General features: G+C 32.3%; 17 protein-coding genes. 3 read left to right on the top strand and 14 right to left on the bottom strand.

Going from position 1 to position 15,648, the window contains the following annotated elements:
* Window positions 1-8: 8 nt before the first annotated feature.
* The 9 genes from RSB60_RS05155 to RSB60_RS05115 form a co-directional block, all read right to left on the bottom strand.
* Window positions 9-923: an AEC family transporter gene (locus tag RSB60_RS05155; protein ID WP_323382786.1), complete on the bottom strand. Its 915-nt coding sequence runs from the start codon at window positions 921-923 to the stop codon at window positions 9-11.
* Window positions 924-925: 2 nt separating this feature from the next.
* Window positions 926-1,957 carry a M42 family metallopeptidase gene (locus RSB60_RS05150; RefSeq protein ID WP_332475841.1) on the bottom strand — a complete coding sequence of 344 codons (1,032 nt, stop codon included), beginning with the start codon at window positions 1,955-1,957 and terminating at the stop codon, window positions 926-928.
* On the bottom strand, window positions 1,944-2,459 hold the full coding sequence (locus RSB60_RS05145) for a GNAT family N-acetyltransferase (protein WP_332614943.1): 516 nt from the start codon (window positions 2,457-2,459) through the stop codon (window positions 1,944-1,946). The genes RSB60_RS05150 and RSB60_RS05145 overlap by 14 nt, the downstream gene beginning before the upstream one ends.
* A 110-nt stretch (window positions 2,460-2,569) precedes the next feature.
* Window positions 2,570-4,078 (bottom strand): PTS transporter subunit EIIC, encoded by a 1,509-nt coding sequence (locus RSB60_RS05140; RefSeq protein ID WP_332614941.1) that lies wholly within the window; start codon window positions 4,076-4,078, stop codon window positions 2,570-2,572.
* Window positions 4,079-4,089: 11 nt separating this feature from the next.
* Window positions 4,090-4,755 (bottom strand): N-acetylmannosamine-6-phosphate 2-epimerase, encoded by a 666-nt coding sequence (locus tag RSB60_RS05135; protein ID WP_323382790.1) that lies wholly within the window; start codon window positions 4,753-4,755, stop codon window positions 4,090-4,092.
* Window positions 4,745-5,605: a PRD domain-containing protein gene (locus RSB60_RS05130; RefSeq protein ID WP_323382791.1), complete on the bottom strand. Its 861-nt coding sequence runs from the start codon at window positions 5,603-5,605 to the stop codon at window positions 4,745-4,747. The genes RSB60_RS05135 and RSB60_RS05130 overlap by 11 nt, the downstream gene beginning before the upstream one ends.
* Window positions 5,598-6,095: a PTS sugar transporter subunit IIA gene (locus RSB60_RS05125; protein WP_323382792.1), complete on the bottom strand. Its 498-nt coding sequence runs from the start codon at window positions 6,093-6,095 to the stop codon at window positions 5,598-5,600. The genes RSB60_RS05130 and RSB60_RS05125 overlap by 8 nt, the downstream gene beginning before the upstream one ends.
* A gap of 166 nt (window positions 6,096-6,261) precedes the next feature.
* A complete protein-coding gene (locus RSB60_RS05120) occupies window positions 6,262-8,514 on the bottom strand; it encodes an excinuclease ABC subunit UvrA (protein WP_332614938.1) in 2,253 nt (750 codons plus the stop codon).
* Between the two features lie 98 nt (window positions 8,515-8,612).
* A complete protein-coding gene (locus tag RSB60_RS05115; RefSeq protein WP_323381671.1) occupies window positions 8,613-8,936 on the bottom strand; it encodes a cyclic-di-AMP receptor in 324 nt (107 codons plus the stop codon).
* Between the two features lie 124 nt (window positions 8,937-9,060).
* Between RSB60_RS05115 and RSB60_RS05110 the strand changes: the two genes are divergently transcribed.
* Entirely contained in the window at window positions 9,061-9,612 is a 552-nt protein-coding gene (locus tag RSB60_RS05110; RefSeq protein ID WP_332614935.1) for a sugar O-acetyltransferase, read from the top strand.
* A gap of 178 nt (window positions 9,613-9,790) precedes the next feature.
* On the opposite strand, the gene RSB60_RS05105 is transcribed toward RSB60_RS05110, so the two are convergent.
* The 5 genes from RSB60_RS05105 to RSB60_RS05085 all read right to left on the bottom strand — a co-directional run bounded on the left by RSB60_RS05105 (window position 9,791) and on the right by RSB60_RS05085 (window position 13,836).
* Complete coding sequence (locus RSB60_RS05105; protein ID WP_332614932.1) at window positions 9,791-10,507, bottom strand: GntR family transcriptional regulator; 717 nt, start codon at window positions 10,505-10,507, stop codon at window positions 9,791-9,793.
* An 86-nt stretch (window positions 10,508-10,593) separates the two neighbouring features.
* Window positions 10,594-11,412: a PTS system mannose/fructose/sorbose family transporter subunit IID gene (locus RSB60_RS05100; protein WP_323381668.1), complete on the bottom strand. Its 819-nt coding sequence runs from the start codon at window positions 11,410-11,412 to the stop codon at window positions 10,594-10,596.
* Window positions 11,402-12,172, bottom strand: a complete 771-nt coding sequence (locus tag RSB60_RS05095; RefSeq protein ID WP_323381667.1) for a PTS sugar transporter subunit IIC — start codon at window positions 12,170-12,172, stop codon at window positions 11,402-11,404. Before RSB60_RS05095 ends, RSB60_RS05100 begins: the two co-directional genes overlap by 11 nt.
* Before the next feature lie 22 nt (window positions 12,173-12,194).
* On the bottom strand, window positions 12,195-12,668 hold the full coding sequence (locus tag RSB60_RS05090; protein ID WP_323381666.1) for a PTS system mannose/fructose/N-acetylgalactosamine-transporter subunit IIB: 474 nt from the start codon (window positions 12,666-12,668) through the stop codon (window positions 12,195-12,197).
* Window positions 12,655-13,836: an SIS domain-containing protein gene (locus RSB60_RS05085; protein ID WP_332614929.1), complete on the bottom strand. Its 1,182-nt coding sequence runs from the start codon at window positions 13,834-13,836 to the stop codon at window positions 12,655-12,657. Before RSB60_RS05085 ends, RSB60_RS05090 begins: the two co-directional genes overlap by 14 nt.
* A gap of 116 nt (window positions 13,837-13,952) precedes the next feature.
* On the opposite strand from RSB60_RS05085, the gene RSB60_RS05080 reads away from it, so the two are divergent.
* Both RSB60_RS05080 and RSB60_RS05075 read left to right on the top strand, forming a co-directional pair.
* On the top strand, window positions 13,953-14,915 hold the full coding sequence (locus RSB60_RS05080; protein WP_332614927.1) for a PucR family transcriptional regulator: 963 nt from the start codon (window positions 13,953-13,955) through the stop codon (window positions 14,913-14,915).
* A 91-nt stretch (window positions 14,916-15,006) separates the two neighbouring features.
* A partial coding sequence (locus tag RSB60_RS05075) for an ABC transporter ATP-binding protein (RefSeq protein ID WP_332614925.1) occupies window positions 15,007-15,648 on the top strand: 642 nt, incomplete at its 3' end.

The raw sequence follows: 15,648 nt of genomic DNA, 5'->3' as shown, positions 1-15,648 counted from the left end.
CTGTCTTATTACCAAATCATTTGTGCAAGTATTGTTACCATTGGAATAGTTACAATACAAGCTAATGTTGTAAATGAAATCATATGTGCTGCACTAGTATAATTATATCCAAATCGTTGAGCAAGTATCGCTAACGTATTGGCACTTGGTACACTATTAACAACCAACACAATTAATTTTAGTGTCATATATTCATTAGGAATAAATTTTAAGAATACAATTGTAAGCAGTGGAATAACTAATAAACGATTCATTGCTACAATATAATATTTCTTACTTGTGAATAATTTAAAGATTGAATCCTTCGCAAGATATGTTCCTAATACAATCATACTTAATGGTGTATTCATTGATCCAATACTCTTAAATACATCCACAACAATTACAGGTAATTCAAGTGGTGTACAATACAATAATAATCCAATAATTACCGCAATTGTATTAGGATTCATCAATACTTTTTTTATTGATACTTCTTTCTTATCATTTGTCATTAAATAAATACCGTATGTCCACACAAGAATAATAAATGTGACAACATAAGCACTCAAGTAAAATACTGCATCTTGTCCAAACATCGCAACAATAATAGGAATTCCAATAAATGATGCATTTGAAAAGATACATGCAAACTTTTCTAAAATTTGTTCCTTCTTATATACAATCCCTGCATAAACAATACCAATTGCAATCGCAACGATACTTAATGCAAATGCTATTCCTAAATACTGAAATTCCTGAATATTGAATTCGCGAATAAAGGATGTTACAAGTACACTTGGAATAACATACATGAGCAAGAAATTTCCAAGTTGTTTGACAACTTCATCATCAAATAATTTTTTCTTATATAAATAATACCCAACACCCATCAACATGAACATTTTAAGTATTTGTAATAATAATGGTAATAGTATATCCATGCTTATTGTTTAATATACTCAAGCACTAGCTTAACACTTGATTCAACCGCTTGAATATGACTTCTTTCCATTCCATGACTCGCATGGACACCAGGGCCAATTAAGGCGCCACGTATATTATTAGATGAACTTAATGCTGTCGATACATCTGATCCATACATAGGATAAATATCCACTGCATAACTTAGTTTTTCTTTTTTTGCTATCTCAATCAATTTATTTGTCATCTCATAATCATAAGGTCCACTGCTATCTTTTGCGCAAATAGATACATCATATTCAGTGCATGCAAGATCTAAACCAATACATCCCATATCTACACCAAGTAACTCTTGAATATCCATAGGAATCCATGAACCACCATGACCTACTTCTTCATAGACAGTAATCATAAAATATGTTTTCTTTGCAGGAACAATTTTATTTGTTGCCATTGATTCAAGAACACTGAATAAAATAGCTACACTTAACTTATCATCCAAGAATCGTGATTTAATAAATCCACTTTTTGTGATTTCAGTTTTGGTATCGATTGCAATAAAGTCTCCATTACAGATTCCTAGTTTTTCTACATCTTCTTTTGATTTTACAATTTCATCAATACGAATTTCCATTGTATCTTGATCACGTTGCAAAGTACCTGCATCTTTATATACATGAATACTTGGTGATGTACTTAATATTGTTCCCGTAAAAACTTTTCCTTCACGCGTATAAATACGACAATATTCTCCATCTAATGTATTCATAATTGGTCCACCAACCTTTGTTACAGCTAATTTACCATCACTTTTAATTGAGCGAACCATTAATCCCAATGTATCTGTATGCGCACATACACCACGTGCACCTTCTTTTTTCTTTCCTTCCACTTCAATAATTAAATTTCCCTTTTGTGTTAATGAAGTTTTATAGCCTAAACGCTCTGCTTCTTTTTTCAAAAAATCTATCGCATGAAAAGTAAATCCTGAAGGACTATCAATTTTAAGGATTTTTTCTGCAATATCAAGTGTGTACTTTTTATTGAATTTCATTTTCTATCTCCTTTTCATAAGCAATTCTAGGTGCATTATCCATTACATAAACGACCCCACATTGCTTAAACCCATTTTTTTCAATACATCTGCGCATTGAACTATTTTTCTCATGAGTATCAACCCTTATATAGTTTACACCATTCTTGTAGGCTTGTAACTGTGCAAAATTGAAAAATTCAGTAGCTAATCCTTTTCCCTTACACTTTGGGTCGATTGCAATTCGATGAATTACTGCATAGGGCTTATCTGCTAACCATTGCCCTTCTATTACTTTATAATATTTATCTTCCTCAAAAGATATCATACAAGAACCAACAATTTTGTCTTCATCAACCATGACATAATTATTCCCACTTACAATATCCATAGTTATTACTTCTATATTAGGATATCCATTTTGCCATTGGGGCACTTCTTGTTCTTTTAAGTATGCTTGTGCATATTGAATGATTTTATAGATTTCCTCTTTATCTTTTAGTTCAGCTTTTCTTATTTCCATAACTATCTCCTATTTGGTCGGTTTTAATTATATCAAACTTTAGCTATTTAAATAGAAAAGAAGAAGCGATTTCTTTCGAAATTACTTCTTCCATTACTTACTATTTATTTTTAGTCATCAATTCCTAGTATTTCTACGATGATATTTTTATAAAGGATTGCTTTAGCACCGTAAATGGCTTGTATTCCACCACTTACTTCAAGAACATCTGTTGCACCAATCTTTTTCAACTCATCTTTTTTAACTTTACTAACATCTTTTACCGATACTCTTAAGCGAGTAATACATGCATCCACATCTTCAATATTTTCTGCACCACCTAAGGCTTCAATAATAAGAACTGCTTCTTCTTTCAAAGTATCTTTTGTTGTAATTTTAATTTCTTCATTGTCATCAATCATATCATCATCATCACGTCCTGGTGTTGGAATATTGAATTTTGTAATACAGAATCTAAATACTCCATAATACAAGAATGACCATGCAATACCTAATGGAATTTGAATCATCCAGTTTGTAAATGCGTTACCTTGTAATACTCCAAATAAGGTAAAATCAATTACTCCTCCTGAGAATGTATTCCCAATTGCGATATTCAAAATATCTGCAATAAAGAATGATACGCCATCTAAGAAAGCATGAATTACATATAACCATGGTGCAACAAATAAGAACATAAATTCAATTGGTTCAGTGATACCAGTAATAAAACTTGTTAATGCAACCCCAATAAATAATCCTTTGTATTTATTTCTACGATCTTTTGGAACACAGTGATACATTGCCAAACATGCTGCTGGTAAACCAAACATCATTGTAGAGAAACGTCCTGCAAAGAAACGTGTTCCTTCTGTGAATAGACCAACGTGTGTTGGGTCGGCAAGTTGTGCGAAGAAAATCTTTTGAGCTCCTTCTACCATTACTCCTGCAACCATTTCAGTACCACCAAGAGCAGTATACCAGAACATTGGATAAATCATATGATGTAAACCAACTGCTCCACATAAACGCATTAAGAAGCCATAGAAGAATGTTCCTACTGGACCAGCTTTTGAAATAACATCTCCTGTACTAATTAATAAGTTTTGGAATGGCGGCCATATTAGGAAGAAAATTGCTCCTACAAAGATTGCCGCAAATGAAGTAACAATTGGTACAAATCGTGATCCACCAAAGAATCCTAAAGCTGATGGTAATTGAATATTTTGATATCTATTGTGTAACCAAACAGCTACACTTCCAATGAAAATTGCACCAACGACTCCTGTGTCAATTGGATTTCCACCTGGATTAAAAATTGCCAATAATGATGCAATTGATGCATTCATAACTAGGAACCCTACAACTCCCGCAAGTGCTGCAGTTCCTTTGTCTCTTTTAGCCAAACCAATACATAAACCGATACATAATAATAATGCTAAATTTGCGAATACAATATTCCCAGCACCACTCATTACTTGGAAAATAGCTTGTAAGAATGGAACATTAAGAACAGGATAAGCCGCAATCGTTGTTGGGTTTGATAAAGCTCCACCAATACCTAATAGTAATCCAGCTGCAGGCAAGATTGCTATTGGTAGCATAAATGCTTTACCAATTTTTTGTAATGTTTTAAACATAGTTATCCTCCTTATTTTAAAGCGTTTACGAATCTCTCTGTGATTTGCTTAGGGCGTGTAATTGCTCCACCAACTACCGCTGCATAGGCGCCTAATTCTATACATGCAGCTAAATCTTCTGGTGTATTAATTTTCCCTTCCGCAATCAATGGCACATGAACGCTTTTTGCCACCTCTTTTAATAAATCAAAATTAGGACCATCTATATTTTTTGAATAAGATGTATACCCACAAAGTGTTGTTGACACAACATCAAATCCTAATTTTTCTGCCTCAATACATTCTTCTAGTGTTGAACAATCCGCCATTGCTAATCGATTGTTTTGATGAATATAATCAACTAAATCTTGAAGTTTTTCACCATGTGGACGAATGCGCTTTGTCGCATCCAACGCAATCATTTCACATCCCGTTTCTAACAATTCATCTACTTCTTTTTTTGTTGGTGTTATATATACTTCACTACCTTCATAGTTACGTTTCACAATCCCAATAATCGGTAAGTCGCAAACCTTTTCAATTTCTAGAATATCTTCTTTTGATTGTGCTCGAATCGCAACCGCACCACCCTCTTTTGCTGCAACTGCCATTCTAGACATGATATAGCTACTAAATAAAGGTTCATCTGGTAATGCTTGGCATGATACTATTAATTTTCCCTTGATTTTATCTAACATAATTTCTACCCTCTTCTAATCTCGTTATTATATTTTGAATATGTAATGTCAAATAGCCAATTTCTCCATCATGTAGTTGCAATCCAAATTGATTTTCAATCATTCTTGAAAGATTAAATGCTAATTGATATGTTTCAGGAAGTTGGTTTTTTAAACTCTCCAAAATCGGATTATTCAATGTTTGTTTTTTCTCCGCTCGTTCCAATGCAAATTTTAAATGTGTTACTAATCGCATTCTCTCTAAACTACCATTGGGAATTGTTTGCTTTACACTTTCTTCAATATAATTAATACAATCATTGATTATCTGCATATATAAAGCTGACTTTGATGCATTCTCACGATTGAGTGCCGCATGTACATGTAATGTAATAAATCCCGCTTCAACCTCTGGCAATTGAATATTTAATTTTTCATTAATCATCGCAAGTGCGTCTTGTGCAAAACTATATTCTTTTTCATACATCACACTAAACTCTTCAAGAAAAATATTATTTACTCTGACATTATTTTTTAAGCGATATATAGAAAAATTAAGATGATCTAGTAATGCAATATGAATGTACTCATCATAACGATTCCCAAAACGTTGTTCCATTACATTTATCAATTCTTCAACAATCACAATCAATTGTTCATCACATCGAGAAAGTAAATCTAAGTATTGATTAATCTTCTTATTATCTTTTCTAAAATAAACTTTTTCTATTTTATCTTCGCCTAAAAAATCACCACTACTCTTTTGAAACCCAATACCTTTTCCAACTACAATACATTCCTGTTCATTTTGAATATCTAAACACAGGACTATGTTATTATTTAAAACTTTTTTGATTTGATAGTTATTCATTCTTTCTTCCACAGTGATAAATTATTGATTGTTGTGCCTCAACATGTTCGTTCTCATGACTAACTTCTTCTAAATAAAATTGATCATGGTTTGTGATAACTATCAATATATCTGTCTGATATCCTTTCTCTTCTATAAGTCTAAAATCGCAGTTGACTAGTGGTTCCCCTTGTTTTATCTCTTGTCCTTGCTTCACTAAAATTTCAAAGCCTTCACCTTTTAAATTAACCGTATCTATTCCAATATGAATTAATAATTCTACTCCATCTTTCCCTGTTATACCAAATGCATGGCCAGTTGGAAAGACAACTGTTAATATTCCATCTATTGGCGAGCGAACTGTATTCTCTTCCGGAACAATCGCAAGCCCTTTACCAATTAGCCCTTTAGAGAAAACTTCATCTTTCACATTTTCTAAATTCTTAATTTTACCCTTTGATACTGCCTTTATTTCTTGTTTCTTATTTTTTTTCCATTTATCGAAAATCATCTTTACCCTCCAGAAAGAACATAAAAAGCCCACTAAATTACGTTGTAATCTAATGAGCTCTTGCCTGATATTTATTCAGTAGCACGCTACACTGTCATTTTACTTATAAACCTTTTCACTGTCAACTATAATTTCATATTAAATTTTACTATTTAATAATCTTCTACTATTGTCTTAGTGATTTGCGTAGATATTCAGCTGTAATTGTATTTGATGAAGTTGCCATTTCCAGTGGTGTTCCTGTAAAAACTACCTCACCGCCACCAGTTCCTCCATCAGGACCAATATCAATAATATAATCACCTAATTTCATTACATCTAAATTATGTTCAATGACAATTACTGTGTTCCCTTGTTCCACAAATCGTTCAAGCAGTTTCATAATATTCTTAACATCGGATGCATGTAATCCCGTTGTTGGCTCATCTAACAAATAGATATTTCCTTTTTGGTCTAAATACTTCGCAAGTTTCAATCGCTGTAACTCACCGCCAGAAAGAGTTGATAATGGTTGTCCAAGCGATAAATAGGATAAGCCCACCTCATTCAATGCCATAATTTTCTTGTGTATTTTTTTTATGTCTTGAAAAAAAACTAAAGCCTCTTCTGCTGTCATTTCCAAAATTTCGACAATATTTTTACCTCGATAACGATAAGAAAGAGCCTCATTACTGTATCGTTTTCCTTCACATTCTTCACATATCGTTTCAACAGGATCCATGAAAACAAGTTCTGTTACAATAACTCCTTTTCCTTTACATGTAGGGCAAGCTCCTTTGCTATTGAAAGAAAATAATGAAGCATTTACTTTATTTTCATCCGCAAGTAACTTTCTTAATTCATCAAAAAATCCGAGAAATGTAACTGGCATTGAACGATTAGTTGCCATCACTCCTGATTGGTCTACAATGATTACTCGCTCTTCATATACTTTCGCAAAACCATCGCGAAATAGACTCGATTTTCCAGAACCAGCTACCCCTGTAACTACGCAAAGTACATTCTCGGGAACGTCAACTGATACATTTTTTAAGTTGTGAATTGTTATATCTTTCAAAGGAAGAAAGTTCTTTGGTAAACGTGGATTTTCTTTAATTAAAACATTTTCTCGCATCGCTATTCCTGTCAATGTATCTGATTTGAGTAATCCTTCATAACTTCCCTGGAATAGAATTCTTCCACCATTTCTTCCTGCCATTGGTCCTACATCAATCACTTCATCAGCGGTTGAAATTACATCTTTATCATGTTCAACCACAAGTACTGTGTTTCCTTTATCACGTAAATTTCGTAAAAGTTCAGTCATTCGATGGACATCACGAGGATGCATCCCTGTACTTGGTTCATCAAAAATATATGTCATTCCTGTTAATGAACTCCCCATGTATCGCACGAGCTTTAATCGTTGTGCTTCGCCTCCTGAAAGACTTATTGATTCGCGACTCATGCTTAAGTAAGGTAATCCAATATCAATCATTCTTGTTAAGGAAGAAATCAATGTCTCTACTAAAGTTATACTCCTTGAATCATTAATCGTTTGAAGAACCTCTCTTAATTGTGTGAACTCCATCTCGCACATTTCATCAATACTATACCCATTAATCTTACAAGAACGTGTTTTTTCACAAAGTCTTTTCCCCTTGCAATCTGGACATTCATATTCAATCACTAGACTTTTCATTCGTGCAATTGATTGATCACTTGAATTTGATAAGTCACGTTTGATTAATAAACGTTCCAAATGATTAAAAATTCCCTCTACTTTTTTATTTACTTTAGGTCCTCCTTTTTCGTAAGAACCATAATACATTAGATTTTTCTCGGCTATTGAATAATCTTTCCACTTTTTATTCAAGTCAAATAAACCACTTTCAGTATATTGTTTCCAATACCAGTTTCCATTATGAAAAGCTGGAATATCCAACATATCACCATTTAAGCATTCATCTTCATGAATCAAAGAGTGAATGTCTAAATCAACAACTTTCCCAATCCCGAAACAAGTTGGACACATTCCATTTGGATCATTAAAGGAGAATGTTGATGCTGTACCTACATAAGGAGTCCCAATCCGCGAATATAAAAGTCGTAGTACTGAATACATATCACTAATTGTTCCTACTGTTGAACGTGCATTTCCACCCAATCTACTTTGATCAATAACCACCGATGCCGTTAAATTATCAATAAAATCAACTTTAGGTTTGCTATATTTGGGCAATCTTCCTCGAATAAAAGCTGAATAAGTTTCATTCATTTGTCTTTGACTTTCTGCTGCAATCGTATCAAAAACAATGCTTGATTTACCTGAACCAGATACACCACTAAACACAACAATTTTCTCTTTTGGGATATTCAAGGATACATTCTTTAGATTATTCTGTGATAATCCTTTTATAACTATTTGATTGTGTTCCATCTTATTTCCTCCTTTATCGGTTCCATAAGTATAAACTCTCCCATCGTGGTAGAGTCAATAGTCATTTCAAAACAAATTAAAAAGTGGTTTCCCACTTTTTATAGTTTTACAAATTGTGCTACATCAATTACGAAGATTGTTGCTCCACCTACTTGAACTTCAACAGGGAATGATGCATATCTTCCAATATCATAAGATGCAGTTGAAGGAACAATTTCTGTACGGCGTTTACTTTCATTTCCGATTATTTCAATCGCTTTTTCTACCTTATCATCTTCAGTTCCAACAATAATTGTCGTATTTCCTGCACGAAGGAACCCACCTGTAGTTGCTAAACGTGTTACAGAGTAATTTTCTTTGGTTAATGCTGATGAAACACTAGAACTGTCATCATTTGATACAATTGCTAAGATAAGTTTCATATAGTACCTCCTCATCTGGTACTTCTATTTTATCACATTTTCTTTTAAATATAAGTTAGTTTTGTGATGAGACTATGAAAATTATCATTTTTTCATTTATAATACCCTGTAGGAGGAATTCCCTATGCTAGAAAAAGATAAAATGCTTCAAGGAGAACTTTATGATGGTGGTGATCCTGAATTAGTAGCCCTGCGTGCTAAAGCAAAGGATTTATGCTTTCAGTTTAACCATTGTTTGCCTTCTGATAAGAAGAAACAATGTGAAATACTTAGTGAATTGTTTAATTGTGATGCACATTCTATAAATATTGAAGCACCTTTTTTCTGTGATTATGGTATTCATATTTCACTTGGAGAAAATGTATTCATTAATCATAACTGTGTTTTTCTTGATTGTGCTTCTATTAAAATAGGAAGTAATGTATTTATTGCACCAAATGTTGGAATTTATACAGCTTCTCATCCGATTAATCCCCTTGAACGTAACCGTGGAGATGAGTTCGCAAAGCCTATTACCATTAAAGATAATGTTTGGATTGGTGGTGGCGTACAAATTGTTCCTGGTGTTACTATCGGTGAAAACTGCGTTATTGGTACAGGTAGCGTTGTTACTAAAGATATTCCTGCTAATACAATTGCTGTTGGTAATCCATGCAAACCAATACGTGCTCTATAATTTAGTTGGATATCCATATTATATCTAACTTTTTAGCACCACTCCCAATTCTGTTTTCTGCTGTATAGGTTATTATGCCCACTTACTGTATTCTATTAATTTTCACTCTCACATGACTATCATGTAATTTTCAAAGAAAACATATGAATAAAAAAACAGATTTTTTATTATCTGCTTTTTATAATGTTCTCTCTATTATCGTTTGAATTCTAACCTTACCCGGTTTTAAAATTGAAATTGAATACTCAACTGGGTTTTCTTCTTTTAATACACGTGTAAATCTTAATAACGGAGTTTTTTTATCTACAAGTAGTTTATTAGCTTCATCATTGGTAGCTAAATAAGGAAGTAATTTTTCTTTTCCTTCTAACTTTTTTACACCAAATTCTCTAATAAAATCATATAAGCTGTCATAGTTAAATTTTTTAGGAAGGGGAGACTTATAATAATACGCAGGAATATAAGTGATTTCTAACAAAACTGGTTCCATGTTGATAAAACGTAATCTTTCAATAAGAATAACTTCACTATTATCAGAAATCTCTAATTTTTTAAAGACTTTAGATGGAACATCTCTTGTCTTTTTAAACTCAAGTATTTTAGTTTCATATCGTTCGTTGCTTTGCTTTGATTCCTCACTAAAACTGAAAAATCCTTGCATTTGAATATTCATTCTTTCTTCTTCAACAAATGTACCTATACCATGAATTTTCTTGATAATACCTTCAATTTCTAGTTCTTGCATTGCTTGGCGAACAGTTGCACGACTGACACCAAACTCATTAATCAACTCTTGTTCTGTTGGTAATTTATCTCCTGCCTTAAGATTATTTTTCGCAATATATTCTTGTACACTCTCCATTATCACGATGTATCTTGGTTTTTTATTAATCACTTTTAAAACCTCCTGTTATACTTATCTATTATTCTATATTATATTAATGAAGAAGTAAAAATATAGCTGAATTAACAGCTATATTTTTAAAGAATTTTGAAGAAAACTCCAACTAAAGATATAACAATCGTAATTAAGATCAATACTATTGGTGATACTTTTTTCTTTCTAATTAAGTAAAACATAAATAATGTATATAACAATGGTAATAGATTAGGCATAATCGCATCAAATAAATCTGTTTGAAGATTGATTTCAGCTTGTCCCGCAGTGATTGTCATACTTGTTGATAAACTTACATAAGATGCAATAAGTGCACCAATAACTGTCATACCCAGTATTGAAGCAGATCTAATAACCTTGACACTAATATCTTTAATCTTATCAATAATGCCAACACCTAATTTATACCCGTAGTGTACAAAACCAAAACGAACAAGATTTTCTACAATATTGAAGGTTAAGACAAAGAAGATAGGACCAAAGACATTTCCGTCCATTGCAAATGAAACACCAATACCTGCAAGAATTGGCATAATTGTAAACCAGATTAGAGAATCCCCTAAACCTGCTAGAGGTCCCATTAAAGATACTTTTAGATTTTGAATCAATTCTGGACTTTCTTTCTTTTCCTCCATTGCTGCAGTAATCCCTAGAATTAAGGAAATTACATATGTGTGACAATTGATGAAGTTCAAGTGATTTTTTAAAGACATTGCTTTATCTTCTGGATTAGTATGAACTTTATTAACAATTGGACTAATAGCATACGTGAAGCCAATTGCTTGCATACGCTCAAAGTTAAATGATGCATTTATTAACATTGTTCTAAACGCCACTTTATTCAAATCTGATTTAGTTACTTTGTATTCTGCGTTTTGATTTATATATTGATTATAGTCCATCATTGTATGCATCCTCCGTTTTTTCTTCTTTTGTTATTTGATTATTGATCATGAAGTCATAAACAGCCATACATGCAGCTAAAGCAGACACTGCTATTATAGGCAAATGTAAATACGTAACCATAATAAATCCTACCGCCAAGAAAATAATATACTCTTTTTTAAACATTGTATTTAATAAAATCGAGAATCCAATCGCAGGCATAATTCCACCTGCAACACCAAGTCCATCTACTACCCATGTTGGTAATAATGAAACAAGAAAGCTTGCTTTATCTGCTCCGAGATACACTGGAATAAACGCTACTAAAAAGTAGAATACGAAGACCATTACTAGTGCTCCATACTGAATTCCTGCAATACCTTTATCATTCGCTTTTGCTGCACATTTATCCGCAACCGGCATGAACATCGAAAAACCAGTATACATAATAATTACGATGCCTTGCATTAAAATAGAGAATGGAACTCCAATACCAATTGCAGTAGCTGCTCCTTCACCACTTGCTATCGCAAATACAACACCAATAACTGTTCCAATAACCATATTGGGTGGCTGTGCTCCTCCAATTGGCATTAAACCCATCCACATTAATTCAAATGTTGCTCCAATAACTAAACCAACACTCAAGTTACCCATAATTGCACCAATAATTGTTCCTAACACTAATGGTCTATAGGTTTGAAAAACTTCCATATAATAATCTACACCCGCTAGACCAGCTACTAGTGCGATTAATAAAGATTGTATTAAACTCATTCTTCCTCCTTAAAGTTTTGTTCTACAAAACTGTTTTGAAACTTACTGACTGATCACCAGGTAGTAGTCTGTACTCAACTTCAATTCCTAGGTCAATCAATTTCTTAATTGCCTCTTTTTCTTGACTATCGACATAAACTGTCTTGAACAATTTTTCTTTGTTGTCACTCATATGTAAATTTCCAATATTAATAGATGGTATTTGTATCCCATTTTCAATAAGTCTAAGTGCATCAATTGGATTTTCAAGTACTAAACATATTTTTCTTTTTGGATCTGCATTTTTCAAAATTTCTGAGGCTTTTTCAACACTAAGAAATCTAACTGGCATAAATCCACCCACTGCCATCGACAGTAAATTCTTTTGTAATTCGTCTTCTGCAACTTTATCGTTCACAACTACGCAAATATTCAAATCATAATTTCTAAGCCAGTTCGTAGCAACTTGCCCATGTATTAATCGATTATCAATTCTTACTAAATTAATTTTCCCCATTCAACTCCTCCCTTCTATAAATAATTACTCTATTCGCAACTTTAGGCACTTGTTCATCAGTTGATGGCCAATCTACTTTTATACCTAGTTTTAGAGATATATGAACTAATAACGCTTGCATAACTAATGCATATAATAGTGTTCCTAATACTGGTTTTTTATAAACCATATCGTTTTCTGATAATTCAAAGAAATAGCTCGTTTCTATTTTTCTTTCTTGTTTAAATCCAACGCCAATAACTGTCCCTTTTAAATGATCTGTAGCTACTTCATTCATCATATCTATGTCATATTTTGAAATAAGTTGATCAGGATAAATGTAATGTAAACAAAGTATTGGTGAATTCATGATTAACTTGGGACCATGGCGGTATTCTATTGATGAGTTATTGTTACTCAAAAATAAACCGCTTGTCATTTCTACTGCTTTCAAAGCACTTTCCGCTGATAAAACTTCATATTCTAAGCTACCCACAGTTGTCATTGCAATTGTATCTAACATAGAAATTTCTTTTATCATCTCTATTTTATTTTCAAAAATATCGCGTGCTTCTTTCTCAGCATAATCCACAAATTTCTTATAATCTTCAATATTCTTATAATCAAATATCGCAAGCGTTTGAAGAATTAAACATGTAAATTCTGCAGTTGCCGCAAAACTATTACCCTTTGTATTTGATGGTAATGGAATATACAATGTTCTATCATTTTTATATTGATTAGGAATAATACCCTTGCTCGAACATAACACAAACATTTGATAGTAATCCTTACACAATTTCTGTGCTAAGCGAACTGCTTCAACACTTTCAGGTGTGCTCCCACTACTTCCATACGAAACAAATAAAACTGTTTTATCTGTTTTTAAATAAACTTCAGGTTGAAGAATTAATTCTGTCGATTTAACCACTTTCACATCTAAAGAAAGTTTATTTCTTAAAGTATTTTCCACAACACTCGCAGCTAATGCTGAACTTCCCGCTCCGCACAAAATGATTTCAGTATTTTCAAAATCTATTTTCTCCAAGAATTTTTCAATACTCAAGATATTCTTTTCTACATCTTCAATTACTTGTTTCCACAATAGTGGTTGTCTTTCAATTTCCATTGCAGCATAGAAGCCACCTTTGTTACGAAGTAAGTCTTCATCTAATCCTAAATAATTCATACCATTCCTCCAGACGTCCGTACCTCTATTCTATTTAATTATTTCCTATCTGTCAACATTTCATTCACTTTTTATTTTATTCATGTAAAATTAAGATAGAAAATATAGGTGGAACTATGAATAAACTGAATATTCAAAAACTGCTCAATGATTATGCATCACATTATAAATGTGACTTTTCATTAACCAATCATTCTAATTTCACTGTTTATACCTCAGATATTGATTTTCATGGTGATTCTATTTCATTTGAAATAAATGGCTCTGAATTTACAATTCAATCTAGTAACAACATCTCTGCTTCTGATTTAGAATTGATTTCCATTGCATGTCAAAATCTTATACATTTCTCTGAAGATTCAATTAATATCGATTATCTATTGATTAAATTATTAAATCACTCTATTAAACAGGATGAACTCAGATATTTATCAAAATACCTTGAAGTAGAAGATAAATCCCTTTGTTTTGCAGCTATTCAATATAGTGATGAATTAAATGTTTTATTAGAAACTATTCGCAATTCTTTTGAAGATAATATCTTATTAACACCTTATGAAAACTTAGTATTACTTATTTTTTCATCACATGAGCCTTTTGATGAGTTATGTGGAAACCTTTATAGTATGATTACATCCGAACTGATGGTAAAGATTAAAATCTTCTATTCAGAGATATATTCCCTCGCAGATACTGAAGAAACATTAAATGCTATTCATAATATTCAACGTATCGCAAGTATCTATTGCCCTAATCGTTCTGTAGTTTCCTCAAAAGATTTAGGTATTTCAAAGATTATTACCTTACTTAATAAGGAAGATGCCATACAATTATTCAAAGATTTCAGTACTGGTAATTTGGAAGATTTAGACAATGAAGAAGATATTAAGACTATTTACTCATTCTTTGAAAATAATTTAAATATTGCGGAAACTTCACGTCAATTATTTATTCATCGCAATACGCTAGTATATCGCCTAGATAAGTATCAAAAGATTACAAGTCTTGATATTCGGCGCTTTGAAGATGCGACAAAATTTCAATTATCCTTCTTTATTTATCAATTTTATAAGAAGTAGACAAAAAATGTCTGCTTTTTTGTTACTTATGACAATAGTTTAAATACTCCCTTTATTCTAAAATAAAGTTAACAAAACATTGGAGGAAAATATGGCAAGTTTATCATTAAAAAATATTTGGAAAAAATATGAAAATGGCTTTGAAGCAGTAAAAGATTTCAATTTAGATATCGGCGATAAAGAATTTATCATCTTCGTTGGACCTTCTGGATGCGGTAAATCAACTACATTACGTATGATTGCAGGACTTGAAGAAATTACAAGTGGAGAATTATACATCGATGATAAGTTAATGAACGACGTAGAACCTAAAGATCGTGATATCGCAATGGTATTCCAAAACTATGCACTTTATCCACATATGACTGTATTTGAAAATATGGCATTTGGATTAAAATTACGTAAATTCCCTAAAGAAGAAATTAAACAAAAAGTTCAAGAAGCTGCAAGAATTCTAGATCTTGAAACATTATTAGACCGTAAACCTGCTGCTTTATCAGGTGGACAACGTCAACGTGTTGCGATGGGACGTGCAATTGTTAGAAATCCTAAAGTATTCTTAATGGATGAACCACTAAGCAACCTAGATGCTAAACTACGTGTACAAATGAGAACTGAAATTTCAAAATTACACCAACGTTTAGGCAATACAATTATTTATGTAACACATGACCAAACTGAAGCGATGACTTTAGGTACAAGAATTGTTGTTATGAAAGATGGACTTATTCAA

The organism is Anaerorhabdus sp. (assembly GCF_036657415.1).
In the GTDB taxonomy this organism is placed as follows: Bacteria; Bacillota_I; Bacilli_A; order Erysipelotrichales; family Erysipelotrichaceae; genus Anaerorhabdus.
The sequence above is the reverse complement of the archived record's forward strand: the minus strand, read 5'-3'. Positions and strand labels throughout refer to the sequence as shown.